Origin of the sequence: Flavobacterium sp. CFBP9031, assembly GCF_034044945.1 — a bacterium.
Lineage (GTDB): Bacteria > Bacteroidota > Bacteroidia > Flavobacteriales > Flavobacteriaceae > Flavobacterium.
The window spans coordinates 136261-149671 of sequence record NZ_JAXCWF010000013.1; the positions used below are offsets into that span (position 1 = coordinate 136261).

Below are 13411 nucleotides of genomic sequence, written 5' to 3' on the forward strand. Positions count from 1 at the left end.
AATTAAAAGCTAAATTCTACACCAAAAGAATAAGTCTGAAGATTCGGGAAAGAACCATTATCAACACCTCTTTCAAAAATTCTATTATCACCCGTATTGCTAAACTCAGGATCTAAACCTTTGTATTTCGTGATTGTTAGAATGTTTTGTGCAGATAAAGTCAATCTTGCTCTTGTAATTCCTGATTTTTCTAAAACACTGCTTGGAAGATTGTATCCAAAACCAATGTATTTTAGTCTGATGAAATTGCCGCTTTCTAAGAAACGGTCGCTATCTCCTCTTGAATTTAAAGTCGAACCTTTTGTAACTCTAGGAAAATCGGTATTTGGATTTTCTGGTGTCCAAGGCTGAATTCCAGTTCTGTAATTGCTATTGTCATCAAAACGATCTACAACACTTCTAAATCCGTTGTAAACTGTAGCACCGTTTGAAGCAATCCAGTTCATAGAAAAATCAAAGTTTTTATATTCAGCTCCAGCATTTAAACCCATTTCAAATTCTGGCCATGGACTTCCCACAATCGCTTTGTCTTCGTTTGTAATTTGTCCGTCTCCATTATTGTCTTTAAAACGAATATCTCCAGGTACTGCATTTGGCATGATAACTTTCCCGTCAGCATTTTTGTAATTGTCAATTTCCTGCTGATTTTGGAACAGTCCATCTGTTTCCAAAACATACCACATTCCTACTGGGCTTCCGCTTCTGGTCATTGTGTTTCCAATAATGTTTTCGTTTTGTCCATTTCCTAAAGAAACCAGCTTGTTGTTTACCTTTGTGAAGTTTACAGAAGCATTAAAAGAGAAATCATTGATTTTTTTGCTGTAAGCCAATTCAAGCTCAAATCCTTTATTTTCTACCGTTGCAGCATTAGAGATTGGGTTTCCTCCATCATTTCCTGTAGTCAATAAGATTGGAAAACCAAATAATACATCTTCTGTACGTGCAATGAAATAATCAGCCGTAAAACGTAAATCGTTATTTAAAATTCCTAAGTCTAATCCAAAGTTGGTTTGTTTTAATTTTTCCCAACGCAATTGCGAGTTCGATAATTTTACTTGAGTTGCAGAAGGATATAAAACTTGGTCTTTTCCTAAAACAACCTGTCCGAAATTATTAATGAAACTTTTAGATTCGTATTCTCTAATATTTCCAGAACCTAATTCTCCATAACTTGCTCTTAATTTTAAATCTTTAATGAATTCTGATTTAAAGAAAGATTCGTTGCTAATTCTCCATCCCGCAGAAATAGAAGGGAAATTACCCCATTTATTGCCATCGCTGAATCTTGAAGACCCATCACGTCTGATTACGGCATTAAATAAATAGCGGTTATCGTAACTGTATTCTAACCTTCCTAAATACGAAGTTAAAGCCGCTTCATTAATGAAACCTCCCACAACTGGTGAATCTCCTTGGTTTAAAACCTCATAATATTGTCCAGTTCCAGAATTCATCGGAAGATTTCTTTTTGTTCCATAAATCTGGTCATAATTGTCTTTTTGATACGTCTGACCTACTAAAAGCGTAATATCATGTTTACCAAATTCTTTTTTGAAAGTCAATGTATTTTCAAACAACAAAGTCTCTGATCTTCCTTTGTTTTGATCGGTTTGAGAAGGATCTTGAGGCTGGTTTAATGTCCAACTTCCTTTTTTTCTCATGTATTTATAAGAATCGAAACTCGTTTCATATCCAAAATTGAAACGGTATTTCAGCCAAGGCACAAACTTTAATTCTGACCAAATGTTTCCTCTAATTCTAAAATTTTCATTAGTTACATTAGAAAAATCAGCCAAAGCCAAAGGGTTTGTTCCGAAAGTATCGGCAACACCTTGTTTTCCATAACCATATCCTCCAGGATTTGATGGATCGTAAAGCGGAATCGTTGGCGTCATTCTGTAAACATCGATAATTGGATTTCCAGACATTTCATCTGTTTTAGCATTACTGATCGCTAAGTTTTCTCCAATACTGAAAATTCCTTTTGTACCGCTTGAATTGACACGGAATGAAATTCTGTCAAAATCAGTTCCGATAACTGTTCCTTCATTTCCAAAATAATTTCCAGACATAAAAAAGGTCGAATTCTCATTTCCTCCAGAAAAACTCGCGTTGTAATCTTGAATCATTCCGGTTTGAAAAGTGGCATCCTGCCAGTCTGTATTAACAGCCATATTCAAGTTTTGTCTTGGGAATCCAGCATTATCATAAGCCATGTTGTTGTATTTGGCAAATTCCTCAGTTCCCATCAAATCGTAACGAGGCATAACCTGAAGACTGCTTTTTGCTGATACTTCAACCTGAAGCGGTCCTTTTTTACCTTTTTTAGTCGTAATAATAATAACACCATTTGCCGCTCTAGAACCGTAAATCGCTGCTGCAGAAGCATCTTTTAAAACCTGAATCGATTCGATATCATTTGGGTTAAAGTCTCTGTTTGCAGAAGTTACCAAACCGTCAATTACGTATAATGGGTTTGTATTTTGAAGGTTTTTAAGTCCGCGAATTTCAATATTGGCTTCTTGTCCTGGGCGCCCGCCTCCGCGAACTTTAACTCCAGTAACCAAGCCTTGAAGTCCGTCTGCAACTGTTGTAACTTGTCTTTTCTGAATTTCCTCAGGTTTAACCAATGCAACTGCTCCTGTAAGATCTTTTTTCTGTTGCGATCCGTAACCTACAACTACTATCTCATCGAGTTTCATGGCATCTTCTGCCATTGTAACATTTATAGAAGTTTTGTTGTTAATTGCAATTTCGATTGTTTTATAGCCCTGCGAACTAAAGACTAGTGTCTGATTTCCGTTGGCGGTGATTTTATAACTCCCGTCAAAATCAGTAACAGCACCATTTTGAGTTCCTTTTATCAAAACATTCGCAAAAGGAACCGCTTGTCCGTCTGCGGTAGTTACTTTTCCCGTAACATTTACTTGCTGGGCAAAAGCGGACTGCAGTAATAAACTAAAGAAAACCAAGAGGTAATATCTCTTCGTTAAAAAGTGAGTGAACTTTGTTTTCATTGATTTTTGCATTTTAGATAGTTTTATTTCTTTTTGTGGTTTGGTTTAATGAAATATGGCACTTTTTTAACCGTCTGGAATACGGGCAAAAAAAGAACTAATATTCTTTGGTTGTAATAAATTGTTCATTTTGTTTCAAAATTAGTAATGGTTAGATTTTTCAAACTTTATTTTATTGATAGTATATTTTTATCCTTAAAAAATTATCAATATCGTTTATTTGAAAATTCAAAGTAGACGCTTTTTATTCAAAATAAAATGCTTCATTTGTGTCAATATCTCTCTCAAATGATTCAAATTGTATTAAAAACAGTCCGTTTTCATTCAGATGCAACATTTTGTAGAATATTGACACGATATGCCGAAATATTGATTTTAGCCTTAAAAACAGACCTATGCGTAAATTCTTTCTTTTTTTATGTTTCAGCTTTTTTTCGATAAATTTTTCGAATGCGCAAGATTATTATTTTAAACATTTTCAGGTTGAAGAAGGACTTTCAAACAATACCGTTTTAACCTCAATTCAGGATAATGATGGTTTTATGTGGTTTGGAACCAAAGATGGTTTGAACCGTTTTGATGGCTACCGTTTTAAAACCTATAGAAGCAACGGAGACCCAATACATAGTTTAGGAAGCAATTATATACAGTCGCTGCACGAACATAACGGTACGATTTGGGTTGGGACTGATAAAGGTTTGTATCATTACGACAAAAAGCAGGATAATTTTACGATTTTGAATGAAGCTATAAATGATCGTATCAATGACATCAATCACGACCAAAAAGACAACATTTGGTTTGTTTCTGGCAACATTTTGTATAAGTATGCACCAAAAAAGAAGGAAACAACCACTTTTAACCCGAACAAATATTTCATCACCACTTCGATTACGAAGGATTATAAAGGCGAAATCTGGGCTTCTTCTCTAAATAAAATCTATCATTATTCGGAAGAAAACCTTTCTTTTGAGAATATTCCGTTAAATCCTCCAGCCGATAAAGCCAATTTTAGAATTACGGTTATTTATGCCGTTGATCGCGAAAACATCGTAATTGGTACGCTCGATCACGGCGTACTGCTATATAATAGAAAAGATAAAACGACAAGTGAACTTAAATTTGGAATCAAAGAACCGGTTTTCGTGCGTCAATTCAGAAAAAAAGGAAACGATGAACTTTGGATTGCGAGCGAATCGGGTGTGTATGTATATAATCTAAAAACTAAAACCGCTGTAAATCTTAAGAAAAACTATAACGATCCGTACGCGATTTCAGATAATGCGGCTTATTCAATAACAATTGATAAAGAAAACGGAATCTGGATTGGAACGTATTTTGGCGGAGTCAATTACCATCAGAAACAATATACACAGTTTAAAAAGTATTTTCCGCAGAACAACCAGAACTCTATTAGCGGAAGCGCAGTTCGAGAAATTCATAAAGATGATCATGGCGATTTATGGATTGGAACCGAAGATGCGGGCGTAAATCGTTTTAATCCAAAAACCCAAAAGTTTACTACTTATCCCGTTTCCTATTATAATATTCATGCTTTAATGCCTCGAAAAGACAAAATCTGGGTCGGAACTTTTGAGCATGGTTTGGATGTTTTGGACAGAAATTCTGGTGCAGTTATCAAACATTACAGCGCAAATGATGGCCGAAGCGGACTGCACAGCAATTTTATTTTTTCTTTTTATGAAATGAAAAACAATGACCTGATTGTAGTGACAACATCGGGACTTTATCGCTATAACGAACAGGCAGATAATTTTGAAATACTGAAATTCTTTCCGGAAACGTATCATTACACGAATATGAAAGAAGACAACGACGGCAATCTCTGGGCTGGAAGCTATCGTGACGGATTGCTGTTTTATAATCCGAAAACGAAGAAAAAAGAGGTTTTTACGTATGATTATAAAAATCCAAAAGGGATAAGCAATAATACGATAAATGCCATTTTTGAAGACAGTTCTAAAAACTTATGGATTGCCACCGAAAACGGACTGAATCTCGTAAACAGGCAAAACCATACTTTTACCAAATTCACAACCAAAAACGGAATGCCTAGCAATGTTTTCTACTCTATTTTGGAAGACGATTCTAAAAATCTGTGGCTGACAACATCTAAAGGTTTGGTAAAATTTGGTCCAGATCATAAGGCAATCAAGATTTTTACCACCGCAAACGGATTATTGAGCGATCAGTTCAATTACAATTCGGCTTTTAAAGATGCAAACGGCGATATGTATTTTGGAAACCTAAACGGAATGATCAGTTTTAATCCGAAACATTTCAGTAAAAATAAATACACGCCTTTTATTTACATTACCAATCTTCAGATTAATAATAAAGATATCGAAGTTAACAGCCCCGACTCTCCTATTTCGCAATCTATTTCGTTTCTAGACGAACTGGAACTCAACAACAGCCAGTCGACTTTTAATTTGGAGTTTGCATCTTTAAATTATACTGCACCAGAATTGACCGAATATTGGTTTCAGCTCGAAAACGTTAATAATGATTGGGTTTATCTAGGAAGAAACAACAAAGTTTTCTTTACCGAACTAGCGCCTGGCGATTATGTTTTTAAAGTAAAATCCTTGAATAGCTTTGGAGTTTGGAGTAAAGAGATAAAACTCAAAATTACAATTCTGCCTCCATTTTATGCCAGCAGTTATGCGTATATATTTTATTTTATACTGTTCTGCGCCGGATTGTATTACATTATCAGATATTCTCAAAATCTGACTCAGATTAAAAATAATCGCAAGATAAAACATCTAAACGACGAAAAAGAGAAAGAAATCTATCAGGCAAAAATTGATTTTTTTACGAATGTAGCACACGAAATCAGAACGCCTTTGACTTTGATTAAAGGTCCGCTGGAAAAGCTTTTAGGCATGAAATACGAATCGGAAGAAGTGCCGCAATATCTTTCGATTATGAAGAAAAACACTTCTCGTTTATTGAAATTGGTCAATGAATTACTCGATTTTAGAAAATCTGAAATTGGCGGTTTGAAATTGACTTTCGTCGAAGCGAATATTTCTTCGATGGTTCGAAATTTCCATTTGAGATTCAGCCAATTAATTGAAGAACGTGAACTGGAATTTGAATTGGAATTAGGCGAAAAAGACATTCATGCTTTTGTTGATAAAGAGGCTTTCAAAAAAATTCTCAGTAATTTGATCAACAACGCTATTAAATATTCGAACAAAAAAGTCTTTATTTCTTTATTTAGAGATGAAAAGAAACTCCATTTGATTGTAAAAAATGACGGAAACATTATTCCAATTCATTTAAAAGATAAAATTTTCGAACCCTTTTTCAGAGTTGATGATAGCAGTACGGCTTCAGGAACTGGTATCGGACTTTCGTTAGCGCATTCTCTAGCGCAATTGCACAACGGAAGCTTAGAATTGATCGAAGATGCGAATTACAATATCTTCGAGTTGGTTGTTCCGCTACATCAAGAAGAAGAATTTATGCTTTACGCCGATGCTGAAAAAGAACAGATGGAAAGCGAAACGCCAAAAGAAGCTGTTGAAATCAAAAATGAAAAAGCTCAGGTTTTGGTCGTGGAAGACAATGAAGATCTTCTAAGTTTTATTACAACCGAATTGGCAGGAACGTACACTATTTTAAAAGCAGAAAACGGTGAAGAAGCCCTCAAAATAATTCATAATCAAAACATTCAGCTGGTAATTTCGGATGTGACTATGCCAATCATGGACGGAATTACGATGTGTAAAAAGATTAAAACCAATCTGGAAACGAGTCATATTCCGGTAATTCTTTTAACAGCTAAAAATTCGCTGAAATCACAAATCGACGGACTTGAAGTTGGTGCAGATGCTTATGTAGCCAAACCTTTTTCGATGGATTATCTGAAAGTGCAAGCCAATAATCTGATTGAAAACCGCAGACAGATTATGAATTATTATGCAAGTTCTCCGCTTTCGCACATTAAAAGCATTGCTCACAATAAAACCGATGAAAAGTTTCTGAAAAAACTCGACGACGAAATTCTTAAAAACATAACCGATCAGGATTTAAGTGTAGAATCACTAGCCGAAATCATGAATATGAGCCGCTCGACTTTATACCGAAAAATCAAAGACATTACAAATCTGAGTCCGAACGAATTAATCAATATCGTACGATTAAAAAGAGCTGCCGAGCTATTATTAAACGAAAACTACAAAATGTACGAAATCGCAGAAATGGTAGGCTACAAATCGCAAACGAGTTTTGGACGAAATTTCCAAAAGCATTTTAATATGTCACCAACGGATTATATCAATGCGAATAGATAATTAGAAAATGTGTCAATTAGATAATTAGTCAATTAACCTCATTATCTAATTGGCACATTGGCTCATTAGCACATTATTTAATACCTAACAGTTGATACAATTCCTCTTTTTTATTCAAAGCTGCAGAAATAGTTCTCCCATCAATCAGTTCCACCACATTTCCGTTGAGGCTTCTCACCGCTTCCAAATTTAGAATAAAAGAACGCTGCACGCGAAAGAACATTGGCTGTTTCAAAACTTCTTCCATTGACTTTAAAGTTCCTAAAGTTGTGTATGATGCGCCGTTGATAACAAATTTCAGATAATCGCCTTGCGCTTCTACATAAAGAATTTCACTCAAAAGAATCTTAATCAGTTTTCCTTCCGATTTGATAAAAATTCGATCGGAATTGATTTGATGAACCGAAGTTATTTTCTTTAGCGAAAGATATTCTTTGGCACGATTTACCGCTTTCAAGAAACGATCAAAACGAACGGGTTTTAAGAGATAATCGACTGCTCCGGTTTCAAATCCTTCCAAAGCAAAATTGCGATGTGCTGTGATGAAAATAATAACTGGAGCATTGGTAAGCGATTGCGCCAATTCTAAACCATTAAATTTGGGCATTTCGATATCGCTGAAAACAATATCAACTTCATTTTTCTGCAGAAACAATAATGGTTTAGACGCTTCTGCAAACGAGTCTTTTAGTTCCAAAAACGGAATTTCAGCAATAAAAGATTCGATAATATCTCTTGCAATTGGCTCGTCATCAACAACAATGCATTTCAGTTTTTCCATTATTTTCTTAAAACTATTTTTAAATCGACTTTAAACGAGTTTTCCAGTCTTTCAATTTCTAATTTATATTGATCGGGATACAGCAATTCTAAACGTTTACGCGCATTCTTTACTCCTATTCCGCCAAAATCAGAATCGTTTTCCATTACTTCCGAATCATTCTCTAAACTAAACCAAAAAGTATTATTTTCCATCTTAATGTCAAGTTTTACAAAGGCATTTTTGCTTTTTAAACCGTATTTAAAAGCATTTTCTATGAAGGTAAATGTTAGAAGCGGTGCAACAAAAAGTCCTGCAGTTTGTCCTTCAATAGTAACTTGAATATTCGTTTCATCTGCATAACGCATTTTTTCTAAAGCGATATAGTTTTTGATAAAATCCAATTCTTTTTCCAAACGGACAATTTCGGTATTCGATTCGTAAAGCGTATAGCTCATAATATCCGAAAGGTTCAAGATTAATTCTGGAGCCAGATTGTCTTTTCTAACCGTAAGTCCGTAAAGATTATTCAAGGTATTAAATAAAAAATGCGGATTTAACTGCGCCTTCAGAAAGTCTTTTTCAATTTGAATATTCTGAATTTCCAAAGCTGTTTTTTCTCTTTCAATTTGAAATTTCTTGTTATAGAGTTTCGTGATTTCGACCAATATTTTAGCAAAACAAAAAGGCGAAAGCAATGAAATAATAATTATGGTCTGCGAAAGCATTCTTTTTGGAGAAACTGCTTCTAGAAAAGTTTGATTTGCGCTCATTTTAATAACGCCTTTCAGTTCTCCAAAAGTAATTTCAAGACCTAAAGCATAATAAATCAGTGAAATAAAATACGTTGCCGCCATCCAGACAAATATGGAAATTGGAAAAACCAATAATAGCAGTATTATAATTCGGTTTTTGCTTCCTGAAAATATCTTTGGTAACAAAAGATAAAACAGCATATAAAACACAATCATATTTACCAATGCCATTCTAATTGTTAGCAAAATAGCATCAAAATAGACTAATTTATAGCCAATTACATAACTCAAAAAAAGCAATATAGAAAAACCTAACCACATGAAAACGTGCAGTAAAATTCGATTTCTTCTCGTAAAAAAGTGATCAAAATTCAGCTGCGCCATTTTATCTAAAAAATATCCAGAAGTCGATGTGGTATTTGGCATGTAAAAGATTTGTAAAGCAGTTTCAAATATAACTTTAATTTGGCAGGTTTTATAAAATTCTAATAACCGCATTAATCAAATTAATCGTGTTATGCCCTAGAATAGAATAAATAAGATTTCCTGAAAACTGTCTTAAAATACCAACGCTCAAAGAAGAAATTAATGTGAGGTATACCATTGTAATAATATCGAACTTCAAATGTAAATCCTGATCTAGAATTGCTCCGTGAGAAACTCCAAATAAAACCGTTACGATAACAAACGCCCAGCCAAATTTGATGCCTCGATAATTCCATGTTGGCGCAAAAGCTTTATCTAAAAGCCATAAAGAGATTCCTCTAAAAAGTATTTCTTCTGTTAATCCAGGCATTGTGGCTTGAAAAAGAAAAGTTTCTAGATTGAAGGCATTTCCTTTTGGAAATAAAATGAGTTTAAAAATAATGTCGAAAAAAGTGAATCCGAAGAAAACCAATAATCCGAATTTCAAATTTGTTGGCGAATTGGTCTTAGAAGTGAATCCGATTTTGATTCTTTCTTCTTTTGAAACCGAAAAGATAATAATCAATGCTAAAACTAAGCTCAGGAATTTTCCTGCCCAATTGAACTTTAAATCAAGATTTATCAATTGTTTTCCTGAAGCCTGTAAAAACACATCGGCAAGAAAATATAAAATGAAAAATCCTAAATATTTTAAATTCAGTTTTTCCGATTTGAAACATGCAATAACAATAATCGGAGCGATTAGCAAAATCCAAAGAAGGGGTGTAAATAATGACATAATTTTGATTTTAAAGGTTTTAATTATGATCAAAAGTATATCGCGAGTATATCAATTAAAATTGTCATCGGTAGAACACACGATCTGCTCGGTGAAAATGTTATTTTACCCGATAATAGAATTTGATAATTAGAAAATGTGCCAATTGGATAATTACTCGCATTATCTATTTGGCACATTTTCTAATTGACACATTGACTAATTTCTACCACATATATTTCAATATCAATCTTGCATTAAACGGCGTTCCTGCTGTAAAATGAATTTCTTCTACAGGATCGGTTTCATTTGCCAGTCTTGATTCGGTTAAGAATTGTGTTTCTTTCCATTTTGTATTGAAAATATTGTCGATGTTTACGCCAATCGAGACTTTCTTTATTTGATAATTCACAGAAAAATCGGTAATGCAATACCCTTTTGCTATAACCGAATTATCTTCGTTTGCTGGTCTATCGCCTAAAAAACGGGTTCTTAAACTTCCTGAAAATCCTTTTAGATCTTTTACCGAAATTCCGTTCATCAACGTATTTTTTGGAGCCAATGGCAGGTAATCGCTTCCTTTAGGTTCGTCAATTGCTCTTGCGTGCGTATAAGTGTAATCGGTATTCCAGAATAACCAATTGGTCAATTGATATCTGAAACCAAAATCGAAACCTTTTCTTTCTGTTTTTCCGCTTGGTTCAACAACCGCTTCGTCTCCAACATAAACAAACTCCTGCGCTAAATACAAATACCAAATTGCCGAATTAACAATCATACGTGGAAATGGTTTCCAATTGATTCCTAAATCTGCTCCGTACGTTTCTGGAAGAATCTTTTCACCACTTTGCGCCACTACTACTCGAGTATCGTTGCTGTGAAATCCTTTTCCTAATTTCAAGAAATAGTTTAATTTTTCATTCTGATTATACAAAAAGTTCAGTTTCGGACTCACAATTGCTTTGGTCTGCGTCTGATTGGTGTAAGTTGGAGCTAATTGATCTTCGTAACCAAATTTGAAATAATCTAAACGCAAACCTCCGTTTACCAGCCATTTTCCTGCTGTAAAATCAAGACTTGAATAAGTAAATAAGTTAGTTTGATTTACCGTTCCTAAACTCAAATATTCTAAAACTGTTTTTCTGTCTAATGTATGAGACAACTCTACATCTTTATTATTATCATTTCGAAGTCCAGCGCCCAATTTAAAACGCCATTTTTCATTTAGTTTCTGATCGTATTCCGACTGAAAACCTACAATAGTTCTATTTTCTTTCTGTTTAATCTGATCGCCGTTTACAGGATCATTCAAGAAAAATGTAAAATTAGAATACAGTTCAAAATCATATTTACTCAAATAAGCACTGCTTTTAATATGTGTGTCTTCGTCAATTTTTGCATCGTACTGCAAATTGAAATTGGTTCTATCAGTATTCCCTCCTTCATTAGAATCAATTGCTCCAAAATGCGAAATGGTTCCGTCGTTTACCGCACGGTCTGGAATCTGTCCGCTGGCATCCCATTGGCTTTTAAAATGGGAAACCGAAATAGCCAGACGATCTCCATTCTCCATTTTAGCATTGTATTTTCCAAATAAATTAATTCGGTTAAAGTTCTGAGGCGCATCAAAATAACCATCTGTCATCATGTATTCTCCCGCAAAATAAGCCGATTGGTTTTCTTTGTTCAATAAATTAAACATCGCAACGGTACGGAAGGTATCAAACTGTCCTCCTTCAAAAGAAATAGAGCTGTTCTGCAAAGCATTTTTAGTATTAAAACCAACATATCCTGCAGTTGTAAAATCGCCTTTATCTACAAAATAGGCTCCTTTATCAAAATCAATATTATCTACTGTTTCTGGAATCACAAAATGCAGATCTGAATACCCTTGCCCGTGTGCGTGCGAAACCATGTTTACGGGCATTCCGTCAACAGTGATATTAATATCGGTTCCGTGATCACAGTCAAAACCTCTTAAAAAGATTTGTTCGGCTTTTCCTCCTCCTGCGTGCTGACCGATGAAAAGTCCTGGAACTTTTCGCAGCAGATCTTGAGAATTTGAAATTGGCTGAATTTCAAAATCAATTTTAGAAATGGTATTCAAGTATTTTAGATTATTGCTAATCTTAACTTCTTCCAACAAAAAAGGTTTTTCATTTATTGAAATCGTTAAGAAATCCAAAGAAGCAAGTTTAATTTTTTGAGGAGAAAATCCTTTTTTTGTAATCAGCAAACTATCATTTACCTCCACTCCTTCCAATGTAAATTTTCCGTTGGCATCAGTATGTGCGTGTGTTTTTGAGGTTAAATCACGAATTAATACTTCTGATAAAGATTTTCCGCTTCCGTCATTTACAATACCGTTGACAGATTGTGCATTAATAGAAACAGAAAGAATAAAAAAGAAAAGTGCTGATAAAGATTTCATTGCTATTTTGGTAACTAAATTGGTAATTTGAGCGCAAAAATAGCATAAAAAAGATTTTTCCAGCTTATTTATCGAAAATCTGAAACAGTAGATCCGTTTTTCTTCGGATCGTACAGCATAGCGGTACACAAACAGTTTTTTCTGCCCTTGCTTAATAAAATAGGACAGTTGATACAGCTTTTACAGTTTTCCCAAAAAAGGTCATCATTTGGCAATTCAGCGTAAGTAACGGGTTCAAAGCCAATTTCGTGATTCATTTTCATAACGGCAAGACCTGTAGTTAGGCTGAAAATAAGCGCTTTTGGATATTTTTTACGGCTGAGTTCAAAGATCTTTTTTTTAATCTTTTTTGCCAGGCCAGTGTGTCTAAACTCAGGCGCAACAATTAATCCCGAATTAGAAACATATTTTCCATTTTCCCATGAAGATATAAAAGCAAAACCGGCCCATCTTCCATCTCGTGTAATTGCGATAACGGCTTCACCTTCTCTCATCTTTTTTTCAAGAAGCTCGGGCGGTCTACTTGAGATTCCCGTTCCGCGAGCTTTGGCAGATAATAATGTTTCTTCGCAGATTTCATTTAGATAAAAAACATGTTTGCCTTTTGTTTCTTCTAAAATAAAATCATAAGATTCGGCAGCTTTTTCATGGGAAGAAAAAACAGTTGCATCTTTTCTATACTCGATAGTTTTCATGATACCTAAACTATTTTAGCAATCAGCATAACGGTGATAAAAAGAACTACTGTAAAAACCATTAAGTTAACGAATCGATCTTTATTTCGTCTAGATTTATTTGAAAAGTACGTTTTTGTGATTTCTTTATTTCTTTTATTACTTGTTTTCATATTTCTTAAATGTTGTATAATTAAGGGCTTGTTTAATAATCCACAACATAAAAACAAAAGGCATGCCATAGCATCTCAAACTACGATAAACCA

At 34.3% G+C, this 13411-nt stretch carries 7 protein-coding genes; 1 reads left to right on the forward strand and 6 read right to left on the reverse strand.

Annotated features, from left to right (window positions below):
* Positions 1 to 2: 2 nt before the first annotated feature.
* Positions 3 to 3017, reverse strand: coding sequence for a TonB-dependent receptor (locus SOM12_RS20070; protein WP_320495100.1), 3015 nt, complete (start codon positions 3015 to 3017; stop codon positions 3 to 5).
* 395 nt (positions 3018 to 3412) lie between these two features.
* Here SOM12_RS20070 and SOM12_RS20075 point away from each other — a divergent pair, with 395 nt between their 5' ends.
* Complete coding sequence (locus SOM12_RS20075; protein ID WP_320495102.1) at positions 3413 to 7342, forward strand: two-component regulator propeller domain-containing protein; 3930 nt, start codon at positions 3413 to 3415, stop codon at positions 7340 to 7342.
* A gap of 73 nt (positions 7343 to 7415) precedes the next feature.
* Here the strand turns inward: SOM12_RS20075 and SOM12_RS20080 are convergent, their stop codons facing one another.
* The 5 genes from SOM12_RS20080 to SOM12_RS20100 all read right to left on the reverse strand — a co-directional run bounded on the left by SOM12_RS20080 (position 7416) and on the right by SOM12_RS20100 (position 13166).
* Entirely contained in the window at positions 7416 to 8123 is a 708-nt protein-coding gene (locus tag SOM12_RS20080) for a LytTR family DNA-binding domain-containing protein (protein WP_320495104.1), read from the reverse strand.
* Positions 8123 to 9283 (reverse strand): sensor histidine kinase, encoded by a 1161-nt coding sequence (locus tag SOM12_RS20085; RefSeq protein ID WP_320495105.1) that lies wholly within the window; start codon positions 9281 to 9283, stop codon positions 8123 to 8125. Before SOM12_RS20085 ends, SOM12_RS20080 begins: the two co-directional genes overlap by 1 nt.
* 49 nt (positions 9284 to 9332) lie before the next feature.
* Positions 9333 to 10061, reverse strand: a complete 729-nt coding sequence (locus SOM12_RS20090) for a CPBP family intramembrane glutamic endopeptidase (RefSeq protein ID WP_320495107.1) — start codon at positions 10059 to 10061, stop codon at positions 9333 to 9335.
* Between the two features lie 205 nt (positions 10062 to 10266).
* The gene (locus SOM12_RS20095; protein ID WP_320495109.1) at positions 10267 to 12471 is read right to left on the reverse strand and encodes a TonB-dependent receptor; all 2205 of its coding nucleotides are present in this window, start codon (positions 12469 to 12471) and stop codon (positions 10267 to 10269) included.
* A gap of 68 nt (positions 12472 to 12539) precedes the next feature.
* Entirely contained in the window at positions 12540 to 13166 is a 627-nt protein-coding gene (locus tag SOM12_RS20100) for a GNAT family N-acetyltransferase (protein ID WP_320495111.1), read from the reverse strand.
* Positions 13167 to 13411: the final 245 nt, after the last annotated feature.

Coding starts and splice junctions, on each gene's coding strand:
- SOM12_RS20085 (WP_320495105.1), bottom strand. CDS start 9,283: ATGCCAAATACCACATCGACTTCTGGATATTTTTTAGATAAAATGGCG.
- SOM12_RS20075 (WP_320495102.1), top strand. CDS start 3,413: ATGCGTAAATTCTTTCTTTTTTTATGTTTCAGCTTTTTTTCGATAAAT.
- SOM12_RS20090 (WP_320495107.1), bottom strand. CDS start 10,061: ATGTCATTATTTACACCCCTTCTTTGGATTTTGCTAATCGCTCCGATT.
- SOM12_RS20080 (WP_320495104.1), bottom strand. CDS start 8,123: ATGGAAAAACTGAAATGCATTGTTGTTGATGACGAGCCAATTGCAAGA.
- SOM12_RS20070 (WP_320495100.1), bottom strand. CDS start 3,017: ATGAAAACAAAGTTCACTCACTTTTTAACGAAGAGATATTACCTCTTG.
- SOM12_RS20100 (WP_320495111.1), bottom strand. CDS start 13,166: ATGAAAACTATCGAGTATAGAAAAGATGCAACTGTTTTTTCTTCCCAT.
- SOM12_RS20095 (WP_320495109.1), bottom strand. CDS start 12,471: ATGAAATCTTTATCAGCACTTTTCTTTTTTATTCTTTCTGTTTCTATT.